The organism is Caballeronia sp. LjRoot34, from assembly GCF_964253815.1.
Lineage (GTDB): Bacteria > Pseudomonadota > Gammaproteobacteria > Burkholderiales > Burkholderiaceae > Caballeronia.
In genome coordinates this window covers 2,815,865-2,833,815 of sequence record NZ_CAXUSB020000001.1, presented here as the reverse complement: position 1 = coordinate 2,833,815, position 17,951 = coordinate 2,815,865, and the positions used below count along the sequence as shown (strand labels likewise).

The window sequence follows — 17,951 nt, the reverse complement described above, 5'->3', positions numbered from 1 at the left end:
CGATTATAAACGGCTGAGTGGGGACGGGGTCTGCGCGGGTGGCCAGTTGCGTGCCGCGGGGTGTTCAAAACAGCATCAAGGCCCATCGCCAGAGCAATGGGCCGACTATCAGGCCCCATGTGAGCACGCACACCAGCAGGGCGACCATGACCGCCGCGCTGCCGAAATCCTTCGCCCGTTTGGACAGTTCGTGCCGTTCCAGCGAAATCCGGTCTATCGCCGCTTCCACGCTTGAGTTCAGTAATTCCACCATCAGCACCAGCAGCACGGACGCCAGCAGCGCCGCCCGTTCGACCGGCGAGACCGGCACGAAGATGCCGCACGGCACCAGGATGGCGGCGAGCGTCAGCTCCTGGCGGAACGCGCTTTCCTCGCGGATCGCCACGCGAAAGCCGTTCAGCGAGTTTTTCATCGCGTGCCAGGCGCGGGTCAGGCCGCGGTTGCCCTTGTAGGGATTGAACGGCAACGGAGCGAGCGGATCGTCGGCGCTCAAGGGCTCGCCCGGATGCGGCGCGCCCTCGATGTCGTCGTCTTCGTTGCTGAAGGGTTCCCGGTGTATCAAGAGCAGGGATTTCGCTTGCACTGAAGGTTTGGCTTTCACATTGCGCTTCTTTGAAACTTGCTGTGGTTGTACTGACGCACGCTCCGACGCACTTCTTCGAGCCACGCTCGAAGCCGCTTCGCGGGGCGGGGATGACTCGCGGCCGACTTCTCGAACGACCGCTGTGCGGAAGTCACCAAAGGCGAGTCCGCCGGCAGCTTGTTGTAGCTGCGAGCGGCCACGTCGCATTGTTGCCTTCTTTGGCCGGTAGGTCACGAACCGCACAACGCGTTTTGACATCCGCCACGTTGCGCTGAGGGCAACGCGGATTCAATCATACCGTTGCCCTCGCGAAAGCCAGATTACGCCGTTGCTTGGCTTTGCGTCGCGCCGCGAGTCGCAAGCGGCTTCAGATTCGCCGCGAATTGTTCCGATGCCGCCCGCCACGAGAACTTCTCCGCCCACGCACGGGCATCGGCGCGTTCAATTTTCAGCGCCCGCAAACACGCTTCGCGCAGGTCTTCGTCAAGCGCACCCGGGCCATCGGTGCCGAGCACATCGATCGGACCCGTCACCGGGTACGCCGCGACCGGCGTACCGCATGCCATTGCTTCGAGCAGCACGAGGCCGAAGGTATCGGTGCGGCTGGGGAACACGAATACATCAGCGGCCGCGTAGACCTTCGCCAGTTCCGCCTGCGACAGCACGCCAAGATAGTTCGCGTTCGGATAGCGCGATTTCAGTTCGGCCAGCGCCGGTCCTTCGCCCGCGACCCACTTCGACCCGGGCAGATCGAGCTTCAGGAAAGCCTCGACGTTCTTCTCGACCGCGACGCGCCCGACATACAAAAAAATGGGCCGTGTCGTGTTCAGGACCTTCGAATCCATCGGTCGAAAAATATCCAGATCCACGCCGCGTGTCCACAAGACCACGTTCGTGAAACCGAACTTTTCCAGGTCGGTTTTCACAACGGGCGTGGGCGCCATCACCGCTTGCGAAGGCTTGTGGAACCAGTGCAAAAACTTGTAGGTTGCAGCGAGCGGAATGTGGAACCGCGCCTGCACGTACTCAGGAAAGCGCGTGTGATACGCGGTCGTGAAGGGGAGTTTGTTGCGCAGAGCGAACGAGCGCGCTGCCATGCCGAGCGGGCCTTCCGTCGCGATATGTAGCGCATCCGGCGCAAATTCCTCTATGCGTTGCGCGACGCGGCGGCGCGGCAGCAGCGACAGGCGAATCTCGGGATAAGTCGGGCACGCGATGGTCCTGAATTCGAGCGGCGTCAGCAATTCCACGCGATGTCCCAGCGCAGTCAGTTCGCGGCTGGTGCTTTTCAAGGTACGCACGACGCCGTTGACTTGCGGTTCCCATGCGTCGGTAACAATCATGATTTTCATTCGATGGCCTCGATAAGTGAAAGCGCTCAGGCGGTTGCTCAGGCAGTCGATCAAGCAGTTGATCAGGCAGTTGCCGCGGCCTTTTGCGAATGGTGTTCAGGAGAGCGCAAGACGGTCCAGTAGATGATCTTCAGCTCGCCTTCGAACGTCTCGACAAGCGCCGACAGGCTTTCCACCCAGTCGCCGTCATTGCAGTACAGGACACCGTCGATATCGCGAATTTCAGCTTTGTGAATATGACCGCAGACAACGCCGTCGCAGCCGCGGCGGCGCGCTTCATCGGTCATCACGTGCTCGAACTTCGAGATGAAGTTCACCGCGTTCTTGACCTGATGCTTGAGGTATTGCGAGAGCGACCAGTAGTTCAGGCCCAAGCGGCTGCGTACCCGGTTGAACCAGCGGTTGAGCAGCAGGATCAGCGTGTAGAGCGTGTCGCCGAGATAAGCGAGCCACTTGGCGTGCTGTATGACGCCATCGAAGAGATCGCCGTGCACGATCCACAGGCGCTTGCCCGCGAGCGTGGTGTGGAACGCCTCGTTGCGTACATGGATGTCACCGAAAGCCAGGTCGCAGAACTGTCGCGCGGCTTCGTCGTGATTGCCCGGAATGTAGACCACCTGCGTGCCCTTGCGGGCTTTGCGCAGCACCTTCTGGATCACGTCGTTGTGCGCTTGCGGCCAGAACCAGCCTTTGCGCAGTTGCCATCCGTCGATGATGTCGCCAACGAGGTACAAGTACTCGGAATCGTTATGGCGGAGAAAATCGAGCAGATAGTGCGCCTGGCAGCCACCGGAGCCGAGATGGATATCGGATAGCCAGATGGTACGGTAGCGATGGTCGGCAGGTTCGTCGTCGGGGCGAGAGGTGGTTCCAGAAGCGGTCGGGGGAGCGAGGCTGGCGCCGGTGGTTTCAGGGGAAGGGGGAGGCGCCACGTCGGTGCGGAACGCGATGGCTTCGGCATCGCGGAGGGTAATGCCTAGGAGGTGACTCGCAGACGATTTAGTGGCCATGGGCACGCGCAACGGGTTGCAGTGCGGCCATTGCGCCATGCTCGCGTGACGGAGCCATGACAGTCACGAAAACTTCTTATTACTAAAGGTTGTGGCGGAAGCGCCGAGTGTGCGTTGAAGAAGGAAAAACGTCGCTATTTACGGGTCTTCGAGGTGTCCGGCGGGACAGATCGCAAGCCGGTCTGGTTGGCTTTGCGGGCGCTTACCCCGCATTACAACGCGCGATGTTTATGCGCGATTTCGTTTCGCGGTCGGGTTCGCGCAGATGGACGTTGCCCTGACGGACTATCGTTGCTGCAGCGCCACGACCACGCGAAAACTGGCATGACTCGCCGATAACCGGATGCGATACATCGCCGCAAGTACGCGGGGAGCTGAGCGTCCTCATCGTGTTGGCTTCGCCTATACTCTCGGATTTACGATGGAATCCTATGCAACTGGATAGCGGAACAGTGGGGCAGGCCGTTCGAATGTCGATGTGCAAAGTATGCAACGAACCGGCGCCTCTCTACGGCGTCACCGACTTCAACAAGAGTTGCGAAGAGCGGCGCGGGCGCTATCTGCCGCTCACCGGCGTGCCGGTCTATTACAACCGATGCAATGCTTGCGGTCTCATCTTCACCACTGCGTTCGATCATTGGAGCAAGGCCGACTACCTGCGGCACATTTATAACGATGATTACGTGCTGGTCGACCCTGACTACATTGATTCACGGCCTGCGGGCAATGCCGCTTTCATTCTTGATTTCATCAAGAAAGGTCACGGGTTAAGGTGTCTCGACTATGGTGGCGGCAATGGCACGCTGACGTCGTTATTGCGCAATGGCGGAGTAGACGGACATAGCTGGGACCCGATGGATGAAGAAGGGGTGCCGCCGTCAGGCTCATTCGATTTCATCAGCGCGTTCGAGGTTCTGGAGCACACGCCCGAACCGCTGGTCTCTGTCCAGGAAGCGCTCGGGCTGCTAAACGGGCGTGGTGTATTGCTGTTCTCCACGTTGACGATAGATCACGTGTCGCCGCGGGGGATGGACAACTGGTACATCGCGCCTCGCAATGGTCATATCACGCTTTATACGCGACGGTCATTGCAGACAATGTTCGGGGGATTGGGTTATCGGATCCATCACTTCAACGACAACCTGCATATGGCGCTGAAGGAAGCTCCAGACTGGCTGAGCTGAGACCGACAAAAGCAAGATAGGGGAGAAGGCCGGATTTCAGCGCGCAACTGACGCTTCGGAGGCCTGAGAGATATCGCTTGAGGTTTTTTCGTTGCCGTGATCCACAGCGGTTCAACATTGCGGATGTTGGGCTAAGCCGCCGGTGGGACCACGCCCACGATCCGTGTTCCGGCCAGCCGGTCATGCAAAAACTGTCGTGCCGGATCGAGCCACACTGCTGTGGCCCACAGCACGATCCACACGGCGGCCACTACAAGCGTGGCCGGAACGGAAAGCTTGAGCAACGGATGCAACGCCAGCGGCGGCAGGAACCACAACCACGCAAACACATAGCGCGCGATGGCGCGTGCGGTTGAAACCGGCGCTCCACGCGCATCGACCACTTTCAGCCGCCAGGTTTTCATGGGCAGTGTCTGCCCGCCATGTGTCCAGAAGTAGACGAAATAAACTGCGAGCACAAACCCGATCCACGCCATCAGCAGATTGTGGTGGGTGAGTCCGTTGCGTTGCTGGGTGAGCGTGCTGAACAAATACCCGGCGATAAAAACGATCCCGAACAGGATCACGCCTTCATAGAGCATCGTAGCCAGTCGGCGACGCAGTCTGGGCGCGCTCAATTCGGGAGACTCGACAGATTCCAGAGAGGAAGCGCTCAATTTGTGCCTAAGACCCGTTGAATATGGACGGCGCCTGTTGCGGCGAAACCGGAATCGGCGTGGCCGGCACAAAACTGGCGGCGCTGGGAATGGCGGGAACAACGGGAGCGGCGGGCGCCGCCGGAGAAGCAGACGTCCCCATTGCAGCAGCCTCGGAAGCACGCGAATGTTCCCGGGCGGTCATCAGCCGGTCGATATCCTTGACTTCGGTTTTACCGGAAGGCGGCGCGCTGACAACGGTTGGCCGGCGCGGGTGTTCGGTGGCGGCGAGCTTTTTCTTCTGATCTTCCGGGAGCTTTTGATAAGCATCCCAGGCGCGTTCCCGCTTCTCAACAGGGACGGACTTCGAAACCTGATAATTTTCGCGCGCGACCTTGCGTTGTTCCGGGGTCATGTGGACCCATTCGGTCATTCGTTCATGCAGGCGTTTTTGCGCATCGGGCGACATCTTCTTGTATCGCGACGCTATCTTGATCCAATTGCGCTTACGTTCTTCGCTGAACTGATCCCATTGCGAAGCGAACGGCGCGAGCGCGACCCGTTGCGCGTCGGTGAGCCGGGCCCATGCCATAGGACTGGCGGGGGAGGAGAGCGAAGAAAGTGGCGACAGGACTTCTCCCGCGCTCGCCCCGGCCGGCGCGGCGGCAACGGGCAACGCCGAAGCGGACGAGTAGAAACGCGGATAGGTGGCGGCAAACGCGACAAGTCCCGCAATTGCGCATCCAAAGACAATCGCGAGGCCGCGCTTGTAACTCACCCGATGACTCCTGCAGTCTTAATGATTGCGCGTCAGGTACGCGTTGAAACCGTGGTCGAGATAGGCGTCGAGCGGGAGATTGTCGCTGAGCATGGCCGCGTCGATATCGGCGAGTTCCGCGGTGCGCTGCTGGTCCTCGAAATAAGCGATGCCAGCCAACCCGATCACGAGCGCGAGCAGCGGCCACGCCAGCGCGAGGCGCGAGAAGCGGCCGCGTTTACCCGCGTGGCCAGAGCCGGCCGGGCCGAGCGAACCCGGACCTGCCATGCCCGCCCCGGCGAGCGAAGGCGCGAAAACCGGCGCGGCGACCGCGACTTTTTCCGGCTTCTTGCGTGCGATCGCCGTCCGGCGCGCCGCTGCGAGCTTGTCGAGCGATGCGGCGGGTAGCGAATTGATGTTTTCGTCGAGCGCGCGGCGTACCTTCAGCGCGAACTCGGTTTCCTTGTGATCGAGAGCGTTGCTCATAGCGTGATTCCTTTCGCCTTCAGCGCGTGTGCCAGCGCGTGCGTGGCCCGCGAGCAATGTGTTTTTACGCTGCCTTCAGAGCAGCCCATTGCAGCGGCGGTTTCGGCGACATCCATATCCTCCCAGTAACGCATGAGAAACGCTTCCCGTTGACGTGCTGGTAGTTTTTGGATCTCCGCGTCGATCAGGTTGAGCACCTGTTCACGCTCGAGCCGGCTCTCGCTGCTTTCCGCACCGACCGTCCCGTCCTGCGATTCGAAGGTCTCCAGGGGGTCGAATTCGTCGTCGTCGGCGTTGCCGAACGAGGAGAACAGGCTTACCCACGTATTACGGACCTTTTGGCGCCGGAAATAGTCGTGCGTTGCATTCTGCAGGATACGCTGAAACAAAAGGGGCAATTCGGGCGGTGGCCGGTCGCCGTATTTTTCGGCGAGCTTGATCATCGCATCCTGAACGATGTCGAGCGCCGCATCGTCGTCGCGTACGGTGTACACCGTCTGCTTAAACGCGCGTCTTTCGACGCCCGCCAGAAAATCGGCGAGTTCCTTGTCTGATGCCATCCGTGAGGCCCGGCGCAACGAGCGTGCGTCGATAAGAGTTGGTGAGAGGTTTAAAACCTGCGGATGCTAGCAAACTTTTGAGTGAACAGCGAGGAAATGCGCCGCCGTTACAGGCTGAAACACAGAGTTTTCTTCAGTATTTCGGATAAATCCGAGCCTTTAAGCCGCGATTCCTGCTCGCTTCAGGCGGGATTGTGCAATTTTTCCTTGACGACCTTTATTGCCTCGGGCTATCGTTTCCGACTCGCATCATAAAGTGAACTGTCTCTTTGAGGCGAGCCCAAGAAGCCCGCTTCCCATTTAGACGCGCCGCTTGAACCCGAGCCATAAGCCCGGCAGAGAGCACCCAATCAATTTTTTGCCGAAAATTCGAAAGGTGAATGTATGAATATGCCCAGCGCGGAATTCTCCACGTCGGATACGACTCCCCCCCTCGAAGCTGAATCCATCGGCGGCACCGTGCTCATGCGCGCGCTCGCTGACGAAAAAGTCGAGTTCATTTGGGGCTATCCCGGCGGCTCGGTACTCTATATCTACGACGAGTTGTACAAGCAGGACCAGATCCAGCACATCCTCGTGCGCCACGAACAGGCCGCGGTTCATGCCGCTGACGCCTACGCGCGCTCCACGGGTAATGTCGGCGTGTGCCTCGTGACCTCCGGCCCCGGCGTCACCAATGCGGTGACCGGTATTGCCACTGCCTACATGGATTCCATCCCGCTCGTGATCATCAGCGGCCAGGTTCCTACCGCGGCAATCGGCCAGGATGCGTTCCAGGAATGCGATACGGTCGGCATTACGCGTCCATGCGTCAAGCACAACTTCCTTGTGAAGGACGTGCGTGAGCTTGCTTTGACCATCAAGAAGGCGTTTTACATCGCCCGGACGGGACGTCCCGGCCCGGTGCTGATCGACATTCCGAAAGATGTGTCGAAGACGCCGTGCAAGTACGAACCAATCAAATCCGTCTCGCTGCGTTCGTACAATCCGGTGACCAAAGGTCATTCGGGCCAGATCCGCAAGGCCGTGCAGTTGTTGCTCTCGGCGAAGCGTCCGTACATCTACACGGGCGGTGGCATCATCCTGGCGAATGCGGCGCGTGAGTTGAACCAGTTCGCCGACCTGCTCGGTTATCCGGTGACGAATACGCTGATGGGCCTGGGCGGTTATCGCGCGGACAACAAGAAATTCCTCGGCATGCTCGGCATGCACGGCACGTACGAAGCCAACATGGCCATGCAGCATTGCGACGTGCTGATTGCGATCGGCGCACGTTTCGATGACCGCGTGATCGGCGATCCGGAGCATTTCGCGTCGCATGCGAAGAAGATCATTCACATCGACATTGATCCGTCGTCCATTTCCAAGCGCGTGAAGGTCGATATTCCGATTGTTGGCGACGTGAAGGAAGTGCTGAAAGAGTTGATCGAACAGTTGCAGACGGCCGAACACGGTCCGGACACGGCGGCGCTGGCCGACTGGTGGAAGGACATCGAGGCATGGCGTTCGAAGGACTGCCTCAAGTTCGACCGCGCAAGCGAGATCATCAAGCCGCAGTACGTGGTCGAAAAGGCGTGGGAACTGACCGACGGCGAAGCATTCGTTTGTTCGGACGTCGGCCAGCATCAAATGTGGGCGGCGCAGTTCTATCGCTTCAACAAGCCGCGTCGATGGATCAATTCAGGTGGTCTCGGCACCATGGGCTTCGGCTTGCCGGCGGCCATGGGCGTGAAGATGGCGCACCCGGACGACGAGGTGCTGTGCATCACGGGCGAAGGCTCGGTCCAGATGTGCATCCAGGAATTGTCGACGTGCAAGCAGTACAACACGCCGATCAAGATCATCTCGCTGAACAACCGCTATCTCGGCATGGTTCGCCAGTGGCAGCAGATCGAATACAAGAAGCGCTACTCCAGTTCTTACATGGACGCGCTGCCTGACTTCGTGAAGCTGGCTGAGGCTTATGGTCACGTGGGCATGCGCATCGAGCACACGCGCGACGTCGAACCGGCGCTGAAAGAAGCACTGCGCCTGAAGGATCGCACGGTGTTCCTCGACTTCCAGACAGATCCCACCGAAAACGTGTTTCCGATGGTCCAGGCAGGCAAGGGCATCACGGAAATGCTGCTCGGATCGGAAGATCTATAACGGCTGTTTTCCCTTAGCGCGGCTCGCGCGCGCCCGTCTTCACGAAAGACGTCCGGCCGCGCACGAGTCTCGCGAAAACAAGCTATCTAACTGGATAAATCAGGAACGCACCTATCATGAGACACATTATTTCCGTGCTGCTGGAAAACGAACCGGGCGCGTTATCGCGTGTCGTCGGGCTCTTTTCCGCGCGTGGCTACAACATTGAAACCTTGACGGTGGCGCCGACCGAAGACAGTTCGCTGTCGCGGCTGACCATCGTTTCCATTGGCTCGGATGACGTGATCGAACAGATCACAAAGCACCTGAACCGCCTGATCGAGGTGGTGAAAGTGGTCGACCTGACAGAGGGCGCCCACATCGAGCGCGAGCTGATGCTGATCAAGGTGAGAGCGGTCGGTAAGGAACGGGAAGAGATGAAGCGGATGGCGGATATCTTCCGCGGCCGCATCATCGACGTTACCGAAAAAAGCTACACGATGGAACTGACGGGCGCGAGCGACAAGCTCGACGCATTTATTCAGGGGCTGGACGCAACGGCAATTCTCGAGACCGTGCGCACAGGCAGTTCCGGCATTGGCCGGGGCGAGCGAATCCTGAAGGTCTGAGAGCGCCTGAACAACGCGTGCGTTATTTGGCACCCAATTTCACAAACTAAATTCAAGCAAAGGAACCACCATGAAAGTTTTCTACGACAAAGACGCCGACCTCTCCCTCATCAAGGGCAAGCAAGTCACGATCATCGGTTATGGCTCGCAAGGCCATGCGCACGCGCTGAACCTGAAGGAAAGCGGTGTGAACGTGACGGTCGGTCTGCGCAAGAACGGCGCATCGTGGAGCAAGGCTGAGAAGGCCGGCCTGAAGGTCAAGGAAGTCGCTGAAGCCGTGAAGGGCGCGGACGTGGTCATGATGCTGCTGCCGGACGAGCAGATCGCTGAAGTCTACAAGAACGAAGTGCATGACAACGCCAAGGAAGGCGCTGCATTGGCATTCGCGCACGGCTTCAACGTGCATTACGGCCAGGTTATCCCGCGTGCCGACCTCGACGTGATCATGATCGCCCCGAAGGCGCCAGGCCACACGGTTCGCAGCACGTACGCCCAGGGCGGCGGCGTTCCTCACCTGATCGCCGTGGCACAAGACAAGTCGGGCGCGGCACGCGACGTGGCATTGTCGTATGCAGCAGCGAACGGCGGCGGCCGTGCCGGTATTATCGAAACGAACTTCCGCGAAGAAACGGAAACTGACTTGTTCGGCGAGCAAGCTGTGCTTTGCGGCGGTACGGTCGATCTGATCAAGGCTGGCTTCGAAACGCTGGTGGAAGCGGGTTACGCGCCGGAAATGGCGTACTTCGAATGCCTGCACGAACTGAAGCTGATCGTCGACCTGATCTATGAAGGCGGCATCGCCAACATGAACTACTCGATCTCGAACAACGCCGAATACGGCGAATATGTGACGGGTCCGAAGATCGTGACGTCGGAAACGAAGAAGGCAATGAAGCAAGTGCTGACCGACATCCAGACCGGCGAGTACGCAAAGAGCTTCATCATCGAAAACAAGGCTGGCGCGCCGACGCTGCAATCGCGCCGCCGCCTGACGGCTGAGCACCAGATCGAAACGGTCGGCGCCAAGCTGCGCGCCATGATGCCGTGGATCGCTGCAAACAAGCTGGTTGATCAGTCGAAGAACTAAGCAGCTTCAGAACTAAAAAAGCTGCACGACCGGCCTCGTATGCCGGTCCTGGTGAAGACCGCAAGCCGTCCGGTGTCGCTTGGCGCCGGACGGCTTTTGCTATCCTACGGTTTTACTAAAAACATAGAACTCGTTCATGAACTATCCACATCCGATCATCGCGCGTGAAGGCTGGCCGTTTATTGCCATTGCGGCTGTCATTGCCGTGTTGATCCAGGCCATCGGCGGCTTTGGTTTTGCCTGGCCGTTCTGGCTATTGACGATCTTCGTCGTCCAGTTTTTCCGTGACCCCGCCCGGCCGATTCCCGTTCAGGCGAACGCCGTGCTGTGTCCGGCAGACGGGCGTATCGTCGCAGTGGAAACCGCGCACGACCCTTACGCGGGCCGCGAAGCGCTGAAGATCAGCGTGTTCATGAACGTGTTCAATGTCCACTCGCAGCGCTCCCCCGTCGATGGCGCTATCAGCAAGGTGGAGTACTTTCCCGGTTCGTATCTCAATGCAGCCGTCGATAAAGCCTCGACCGAGAACGAACGCAATGCGATCGTGATCCAGACGGCGGCAGGGCATACGGTGACTTCGGTGCAGATCGCCGGACTGATCGCGCGGCGTATTTTGTGCTACGTCCACGTTGGCGAGCCGCTTAACCGTGGCCAGCGTTATGGCTTTATCCGCTTTGGATCGCGAGTCGATGTGTATCTGCCGGTGGGCAGCCGTCCGCGGGTGGCGATTGGCGAGAAGGTGTCGGCCTCGTCTACCATCCTTGCTGAGTTCGCAGAGTAGTCAGTGAACCGGCAGAGAATCAGTACAAATAAAGCGGTAAAACCAGGCTGCACAACGGAGGACTCGATGGCACTCAAACCGCGCCGAACGCGAAGCACGGCAACACCCCCACGGGCGTTTCGCCGTAACAAGTCGGCGCAGGACATCGGCGTGCTGGAAACGCGGCGTGCGAAGCGGCAACAGTTTTTGAGGAAGCGCGGCATTTACCTGCTGCCCAACGCGTTCACCACGGCCGCGTTGTTCTGCGGCTTTTTCGCGGTCGTTCAGGCTATGAACGTGCGCTTCGAGATCGCGGCCATCGCGATCTTCGTAGCCATGGTGCTGGATGGCATGGACGGCCGGGTTGCACGCATGACGCATACACAGAGCGCGTTCGGCGAGCAGTTCGACAGCCTCTCGGACATGGTCTCGTTTGGCGTGGCGCCCGCGCTGGTGATGTACGAATGGATCCTGAAGGACCTGGGCCGATGGGGCTGGCTCGCGGCGTTCGTCTATTGCTCGGGTGCGGCGTTGCGCCTCGCGCGCTTCAATACGAACGTAGGCGTGGTCGATAAACGCTACTTCCAGGGCCTGCCGAGCCCGGCGGCGGCGGCGTTGATCGCGGGTTTCGTGTGGCTCGCTACCGACAACCGTGTGCCGCTGAAGCTGGTCTGGCTGCCGTGGGTGGCGTTTGCGTTGACCATCTATGCCGGTGTCACGATGGTATCGAACGCGCCGTTCTACAGCGGCAAGGCGCTCGATGTGCGCTTCCGTGTCCCGTTCGCCGGCGTGCTGCTGGTGGTGGTGGCGTTTGTGCTGGTGTCGTCGGATCCGCCCTTGATGTTGTTCGGCTTGTTCGTGTTGTACGGTTTTTCCGGTTACGCATGGTGGGGGTACATGGCCATACGCGGCCGGCCGAATCCGGCCAGATCGTCTGAAAAAGCGCACTGAAAGAACCGCGCGCATCGGCTTGAACCCGGTGCGCGCTTTTTGCTTTTGGGCGCCGCGTGGTCCAAAACCATGCGGGTAAAGTCAATCGGATCGATCGGAAAGCCCAATTGCACGCTCTCAAAAATCTCGTTATAGTCTGCAAATGATTTTTTTCGCCCATCCCCTCTCGTTTTTCCTAGCTGGTGCGCCGCTACGCGCGCTACCGCTACTAGCGCGCCTGCCGCGCTAAGCTTCCCGCCTCCCGTCTGCTCGTTCGTGGTTTTCGACGCCAGCGGTGGCGCGAACACCCGGATTCCGTATTGTTTTTCCCCACCGTTTTCAACACTCTAAAACTCCCCACTGGAGCCCGACATGGCAGACAAACTGATCATTTTCGACACGACCTTGCGCGATGGCGAGCAATCCCCCGGCGCGTCGATGACGAAGGACGAGAAGATCCGGATCGCGAAGGCGCTCGAACGGATGAAGGTCGATGTGATCGAAGCAGGCTTTGCGGCCAGTTCCAACGGCGATTTCGACGCGATTCATACCATTGCCGGCTTGATCAAGGACAGCACGATCTGCTCGCTGGCCCGCGCCAACGATAAAGACATCCAGCGCGCTGCTGACGCCCTGAAGCCCGCCGATCACTTCCGTATCCATACGTTCATTGCCACGTCGGCGCTGCATATGGAAAAGAAGCTGCGCATGAGCGCGGATCAGGTCTACGAGCAGGCGCGTCTCGCCACGCGTTTCGCGCGCAAGTTCACCGACGACGTCGAATTCTCGCCGGAAGACGGCAGCCGCTCGGATCTCGATTTCCTGTGCCGCGTGCTGGAAGCGGTGATTGATGAAGGGGCGACCATCATCAATATTCCCGATACGGTCGGCTACGCCGTGCCGGAAGGCTACGGCAACCTGATCAAGACCATCCGCGAACGCGTGCCGAATTCGGACAAGGCGGTGTGGTCCGTGCATTGCCATGATGACCTCGGCATGGCGGTCGCGAATTCGCTGGCCGGTGTCCACATCGGCGGCGCGCGTCAGATTGAGTGCACCATCAACGGCCTCGGCGAGCGCGCGGGCAACACGGCGCTGGAAGAAGTCGTGATGGCGATGAAAACGCGCAAGGATTACTACGGGCTGGAACTCGGTATCGATACAACGCATATCGTGCCGACTTCGAAGCTCGTCTCGCAGATCACCGGTTTTGTTGTGCAGCCGAACAAGGCTGTGGTCGGCGCGAACGCGTTTGCGCATGCTTCCGGCATTCACCAGGATGGCGTGCTCAAAGCGCGCGATACCTACGAAATCATGCGTGCCGAAGACGTGGGCTGGGCGACCAACAAGATCGTGCTCGGCAAGTTGTCGGGTCGTAACGCGTTCAAGCAGCGCCTGGAAGATCTCGGTGTGACGCTGGAATCGGAAACGGACGTGAACGCCGCGTTCGTGCGCTTCAAGGAACTCGCCGATCGTAAATCCGAGATATTCGATGAAGACATCATGGCGATCGTCTCCGAAGAATCAGCGGAAATGCAGGCGAAGGAAACGTTCCGCTTCGTGTCGCTGGCTCAGCATTCGGAAACGGGTGAGCAGCCGCACGCGCGTGTGGTGTTTGCGGTCGATGGTATCGAAGTGCAGGGTGAATCGCGAGGTAACGGCCCGGTCGATGCCACGCTGCACGCGATCGAATCGAAGGTGACGAGCGGCGCCGAGCTGGTGCTGTATTCGGTGAACGCCATTACCACGGGTACGCAGGCTCAGGGCGAAGTGACCGTGCGTTTGTCGAAGAGCGGCCGGATCGTGAACGGCGTGGGCACGGACCCAGATATCGTGGCGGCGTCGGCGAAGGCGTATCTCGCGGCACTGAACAAGCTGCATTCGAAGGTCGAGAAGCTGAATCCGCAGCTTTCCTAAATTGATTCGATTGAGTGATTGATTCGATTGAGGCGCGTATCCGGCGCTTCATCGGTTAAAAAACGGCTCTCGCCAAAAGCGAGGGCCGTTTTTCATTGCAGCTTTATGCCCGACAGCAAGCGGGTGGTTTCGATCACGCGCCATGCGCCGGTGCGGGTCATGCTGCTTTCGCGGCTGCATTTGAAGAGCCGGTGGGCTCGCCCGCGGTGTCGGTGTCGGAATCGGCGGGGTCTCCGGACGAAAGCACCTTGATGCGGCCGTCGCGCAGACCGAAGATCCAGCCGTGAACGCGCGGCGGACGCTCGGCGTCGCGCACGATGGGCGTGTCACGCAGCGCGCCCACTTGTTCAAGCACGCTCAGTTCCGCCAGCCGGTCGATGCGCGAATCCATCGTGCTCATGGCGTCGAGTTCGCCGCTATGCTCACGCGCCAGCGCGCACAACGGGGCAATGCGGCGGTTGACGTGGGGCAAGGCGTCGGACAACGGCAGCAACGACGCACGCACGCCCCCGCAGCCGTAGTGTCCGCACACAATCACGTGGTCCACTTTCAGCACCCTCACCGCGTATTCGAGGACGCTCATGGTGTTGTCATCGTCCGGAGAAAAGAGGTTCGCGATGTTGCGATGGACGAATAAATCACCGGGCTTCGAGTGCGTGATGGTTTCGGCCGGCACACGGCTGTCGGAGCATCCCAGCCACAGCACGGTCGGACTTTGACCCTGTGCCAGTGTTTCGAAGAAATCCGGGTCGCTGGCGGCAATTTCAGCCGCCCAGTCGGCGTTCTCAGCCAGCATGCGTTTAGGTCGATGCATGGGTATCAGCTCCAAAGCGTAATGAGAGGTACAGCACTGCAACGGTCAAATTATCGCTGGAAACGGGCTTCCGGCGTCATTGCTGCGCCGCGATTAACCTTGCGAATCACTTTTTATTAAAAGGTTCCGGCAGTCCAGGCGTAAAAAAATGCCGCTTTTTCGGGCGGCATTTTTTCGTCGACAACAGACTTCTTCGGTACTTTCCAGAGAAATCAGAAGAAATTCCGGGCGTCGGGATCGTGAAGCGGGTCGGGCGTTTTTTGCGTCAGGCGGAGCGTGCCCTGGTCATCGAAGTAAAAGCTGTACATCATGTACCAGACGTTTGCCTCCATGTACCGGTACGTCCATACCTCGCGTTTCATCAATGGGAAGTAGGACGTCTCCTCCGGACGGCCGAAGTTGATCAGCACGTCCTTGCGCGTCCAGGTGCCGATCTGCGCTTTGTAGAACTCGTTTTCATCCAGAACCTGCCGCACGCTCATGATCTTTCCCGATGCGTCGATATCCGCCGCCGTCGTCACCTCGCCCAGCGGTTGGGTCGGCCACATCAGGCGCTTGCCGCCATTCGGCAGGTCATAGACCTCTTTCGGCGGCCCCAGCTTTGCCGTGATGGTCGATGAGTCGGCGCCCGCCTGGTAGTTCTGCCACGGCTGCGCGCACGCCGTAAGCAGAAGGGCGAGCGCCATTGCTGCCGCGGGTTTTCGTATTGCCTTGCTCAACATCGAAACCTCCTTCGTATTCGTTTCCACGCTGTATCCACGATTGGTTGTGGGTTTTTCTGGTGATCTGCGCTGTGTCGCTTATTTTGACACGCGGTAAGCGGGCGGTTTTGATTGCGGTCGCCGGTTCGTCCTTCGGTCAGAGCGTGCTTGCGGTTATAGCTGGAACGCGCGGGCCCGGGTAGCTATTCCATTTCCGTTCGCATTTTTCCTGGGCGGTTGCACGCAGCGTGCCGAACGCCCTATGATCCGCGATTCGCTTTGCTGTCATGTTCGGCGTCATTTATTCGTGGATGAACTGTAATGGACTGTATGGGTCTCGGTTTGCGGTGCGTGGTTTCTTTCAGGGCAGGTAATCGGTTCCTGCCGGCGGGGTGGTTCGGGTTGCTCGGCCGCGCATTGCGCGCCGGTAAGCGCCTCGGTGGCTCGTTGCTGGTGGCTTCATGTGTTGGCAGCGTGTTGGTTGCCCCCGCGTGCGCGGCGGATGCAGCTCCCGGTTTGCCCCCCATTCGAATCGCGATGATCGAAGGCATGTCCGGACCGTTCGCCAACGCGGGCGCGGCCGTCGAGCGCAATCTGCGCTTCGGTGTGGAGCGCGTGAACGCGAACGGTGGCGTCACCTTGCCCGATGGCAAACACCCGCTGCAACTCGTGGTCCTCGACGGCAAGGGCAGCAGCGAAGCCAGCCTTGTCCAGTTGCGTGCGGCCATCGACCAGAATGTTGGCTTTGTCATGCAGGGCAATAGTTCGGCGGTTGCAGCGGCGCTCATCGACGCGATCAATAAACAAAATGCCCGCGATCCCGGGCATCGCGTGGTGTTCCTCAATTATTCCGCCGACGACCCCGCGCTCACCAATGCGGATTGCAGCTTCTGGCATTTCCGCTTCGATGCCCACGCCGGCATGCGCATGAATGCGCTCGCCGATGTCATCCAGCGCGATCAATCGGTGAAGAAAGTTTATTTGTTCAACCAGGACTACAGCTTCGGCCACGATGTCAGCCATGAAGCCCAGCGAGCGTTGAAGGAGCGCCGTCCGGACATCTCGATCGTCGCCGATGAATTCATCCCCGCCGGCCGCGTGAAGGACTTCGCGCCGTACATTGCCAAGATCCGCGCAAGCGGCGCCGACGCGGTGATCACGGGCAACTGGGGCAACGACCTGACGCTGCTCGTCAAGGCCGCTCGCGAACAAGGACTCGACACGCATTTCTATACGTTCTACGGCAACAGCTTGGGCGCGCCCGCCGCTCTGGGCGACGCCGGCGTAAAGCACGTCGTGGCAGTGGCCGACTGGCATCCGAACGCAGGCGGCACGGCGTCGGATGCTTATTACGAAGCGTTCCGCGCCCGTTTCCCCGCGCCCGCCGACGATTACCTCTTCCTGCGCATGCCGCTCATGATCGAGATGCTCGTGCAGGCCATGGAGAAAGCGCACAGCACCGACCCGGCCGCGGTCGCGCACGCGCTGGAAGGCATGAAGCTGGACAAGGGTTTCCAGACGATAGAAATGCGCGCCGCCGACCATCAACTGATCCAGCCCCTTTACGTGATCGAAATGGATAAGGCGGGTTCGGCCGGCGTGCGTGGTGTGCGTTTCGACAACGAAGGTTCCGGCTTTGGCTTTCGGACGCTGCTCAAGATCCCGGCCGCCCAGACCGCGATGCCGACCACCTGCCAGATGAAACGCCCGGCGTCGTAAAAACAATAAGCTTGGGCGCCGGCCTATTGCATCATTTCACCCGTCGTCTCGAACCCGGTCGACGGCAAAAGTTGCTGTGCTATAATTCGCGACTTGCCGTACTCCGGGTTGAGTGGAATTGTGGGATGCAAAGCCCGCTTAAAGCGTTCCTCAGGCCCGTCCGGCAAGGAAGTCCAAGGTCGAGATCAAGTTTCGGCGGCTGAGGACAGATGTAGAAAACCCACGGCACGGCCCTTCTTCCGTGACCGCCTGTCCGTTTCAAAGGAAAATCAAATGTCTACCGTAGTTGCTGCTCATGCAAAGAAGTCCGACGTCGTCGCAGAATACGCGCGCGCCGCTAATGACACCGGATCGCCAGAAGTGCAGGTTGCACTGCTGACCACCCGTATCAATGAACTGACCGTTCACTTCAAGGCTCACACGAAGGATCACCACAGCCGCCGCGGCCTGCTGCGCATGGTGAGCCGCCGTCGTAAGCTGCTCGATTACCTCAAGGGCAAAGACGCTGATCGTTATCGCACGCTGATCGAGAAGCTGGGCCTGCGTAAGTAAGCGGCCAGCGTTCACAACGAAATGCCTGTGTCAGTTTGCTGATACAGGCATTTTGTTTTTGAACGGCGCGCTCTTCATGGGCGCAGAAGTGAAAGTAGCGGGAAATATCGAAGGCTTGCATTAAAGCCAACCCCGGATCGGAAGCCGA

The 17,951-nt window shown here is 59.5% G+C and carries 17 protein-coding genes and 1 pseudogene; 9 read left to right on the top strand and 9 right to left on the bottom strand.

Features of this window, described 5'->3' with window-relative positions:
- Positions 1-64: 64 nt before the first annotated feature.
- From ACSQ36_RS12685 to ACSQ36_RS12675, 3 genes and pseudogenes are all read right to left on the bottom strand, one after another.
- The gene (locus ACSQ36_RS12685; RefSeq protein ID WP_436183164.1) at positions 65-562 is read right to left on the bottom strand and encodes a diacylglycerol kinase; all 498 of its coding nucleotides are present in this window, start codon (positions 560-562) and stop codon (positions 65-67) included.
- Positions 563-903: 341 nt separating this feature from the next.
- A complete protein-coding gene (locus tag ACSQ36_RS12680; RefSeq protein WP_213767394.1) occupies positions 904-1,935 on the bottom strand; it encodes a glycosyltransferase family 4 protein in 1,032 nt (343 codons plus the stop codon).
- A 62-nt stretch (positions 1,936-1,997) separates the two neighbouring features.
- A pseudogene (locus ACSQ36_RS12675) lies at positions 1,998-2,831 on the bottom strand (UDP-2,3-diacylglucosamine diphosphatase); the annotation flags it as partial.
- Between the two features lie 590 nt (positions 2,832-3,421).
- Between ACSQ36_RS12675 and ACSQ36_RS12670 the strand changes: the two are divergent.
- Positions 3,422-4,129 carry a class I SAM-dependent methyltransferase gene (locus tag ACSQ36_RS12670; protein WP_213767392.1) on the top strand — a complete coding sequence of 236 codons (708 nt, stop codon included), beginning with the start codon at positions 3,422-3,424 and terminating at the stop codon, positions 4,127-4,129.
- A 131-nt stretch (positions 4,130-4,260) separates the two neighbouring features.
- Here the strand turns inward: ACSQ36_RS12670 and ACSQ36_RS12665 are convergent, their stop codons facing one another.
- From ACSQ36_RS12665 to ACSQ36_RS12650, 4 genes are read right to left on the bottom strand one after another with little or no spacing between them, the layout of a single operon-like run.
- Entirely contained in the window at positions 4,261-4,785 is a 525-nt protein-coding gene (locus ACSQ36_RS12665; protein ID WP_436182135.1) for an RDD family protein, read from the bottom strand.
- 7 nt (positions 4,786-4,792) lie between these two features.
- On the bottom strand, positions 4,793-5,542 hold the full coding sequence (locus tag ACSQ36_RS12660; RefSeq protein ID WP_436182134.1) for a DUF3106 domain-containing protein: 750 nt from the start codon (positions 5,540-5,542) through the stop codon (positions 4,793-4,795).
- A gap of 18 nt (positions 5,543-5,560) precedes the next feature.
- A complete protein-coding gene (locus tag ACSQ36_RS12655) occupies positions 5,561-6,007 on the bottom strand; it encodes a DUF3619 family protein (RefSeq protein WP_213767389.1) in 447 nt (148 codons plus the stop codon).
- Complete coding sequence (locus tag ACSQ36_RS12650; protein ID WP_047844602.1) at positions 6,004-6,567, bottom strand: RNA polymerase sigma factor; 564 nt, start codon at positions 6,565-6,567, stop codon at positions 6,004-6,006. Before ACSQ36_RS12650 ends, ACSQ36_RS12655 begins: the two co-directional genes overlap by 4 nt.
- A gap of 384 nt (positions 6,568-6,951) precedes the next feature.
- Between ACSQ36_RS12650 and ACSQ36_RS12645 the strand changes: the two genes are divergently transcribed.
- The 6 genes from ACSQ36_RS12645 to ACSQ36_RS12620 all read left to right on the top strand — a co-directional run bounded on the left by ACSQ36_RS12645 (position 6,952) and on the right by ACSQ36_RS12620 (position 14,017).
- The gene (locus ACSQ36_RS12645) at positions 6,952-8,715 is read left to right on the top strand and encodes an acetolactate synthase 3 catalytic subunit (protein WP_213767388.1); all 1,764 of its coding nucleotides are present in this window, start codon (positions 6,952-6,954) and stop codon (positions 8,713-8,715) included.
- A 116-nt stretch (positions 8,716-8,831) separates the two neighbouring features.
- On the top strand, positions 8,832-9,323 hold the full coding sequence (gene ilvN / locus ACSQ36_RS12640; RefSeq protein WP_047844600.1) for an acetolactate synthase small subunit: 492 nt from the start codon (positions 8,832-8,834) through the stop codon (positions 9,321-9,323).
- A 70-nt stretch (positions 9,324-9,393) separates the two neighbouring features.
- On the top strand, positions 9,394-10,410 hold the full coding sequence (gene ilvC / locus ACSQ36_RS12635; RefSeq protein WP_213767387.1) for a ketol-acid reductoisomerase: 1,017 nt from the start codon (positions 9,394-9,396) through the stop codon (positions 10,408-10,410).
- A gap of 136 nt (positions 10,411-10,546) precedes the next feature.
- On the top strand, positions 10,547-11,191 hold the full coding sequence (locus ACSQ36_RS12630; RefSeq protein ID WP_062084542.1) for a phosphatidylserine decarboxylase: 645 nt from the start codon (positions 10,547-10,549) through the stop codon (positions 11,189-11,191).
- A 66-nt stretch (positions 11,192-11,257) separates the two neighbouring features.
- Entirely contained in the window at positions 11,258-12,121 is an 864-nt protein-coding gene (gene pssA, locus ACSQ36_RS12625; protein ID WP_213767386.1) for a CDP-diacylglycerol--serine O-phosphatidyltransferase, read from the top strand.
- Positions 12,122-12,472: 351 nt separating this feature from the next.
- The gene (locus ACSQ36_RS12620) at positions 12,473-14,017 is read left to right on the top strand and encodes a 2-isopropylmalate synthase (protein ID WP_213767385.1); all 1,545 of its coding nucleotides are present in this window, start codon (positions 12,473-12,475) and stop codon (positions 14,015-14,017) included.
- A 157-nt stretch (positions 14,018-14,174) separates the two neighbouring features.
- On the opposite strand, the gene ACSQ36_RS12615 is transcribed toward ACSQ36_RS12620, so the two are convergent.
- Both ACSQ36_RS12615 and ACSQ36_RS12610 read right to left on the bottom strand, forming a co-directional pair.
- Positions 14,175-14,831: a carbonic anhydrase gene (locus tag ACSQ36_RS12615; protein WP_436182133.1), complete on the bottom strand. Its 657-nt coding sequence runs from the start codon at positions 14,829-14,831 to the stop codon at positions 14,175-14,177.
- Positions 14,832-15,043: 212 nt separating this feature from the next.
- Positions 15,044-15,553 carry a hypothetical protein gene (locus ACSQ36_RS12610; protein WP_436182132.1) on the bottom strand — a complete coding sequence of 170 codons (510 nt, stop codon included), beginning with the start codon at positions 15,551-15,553 and terminating at the stop codon, positions 15,044-15,046.
- A gap of 300 nt (positions 15,554-15,853) precedes the next feature.
- Between ACSQ36_RS12610 and ACSQ36_RS12605 the strand changes: the two genes are divergently transcribed.
- Together ACSQ36_RS12605 and rpsO are read left to right on the top strand one after the other, a co-directional pair.
- Positions 15,854-17,251 carry a branched-chain amino acid ABC transporter substrate-binding protein gene (locus ACSQ36_RS12605; protein ID WP_436182131.1) on the top strand — a complete coding sequence of 466 codons (1,398 nt, stop codon included), beginning with the start codon at positions 15,854-15,856 and terminating at the stop codon, positions 17,249-17,251.
- Between the two features lie 273 nt (positions 17,252-17,524).
- Positions 17,525-17,803, top strand: coding sequence for a 30S ribosomal protein S15 (gene rpsO, locus ACSQ36_RS12600; RefSeq protein ID WP_213767382.1), 279 nt, complete (start codon positions 17,525-17,527; stop codon positions 17,801-17,803).
- The last annotated feature ends 148 nt before the right edge of the window (positions 17,804-17,951 follow it).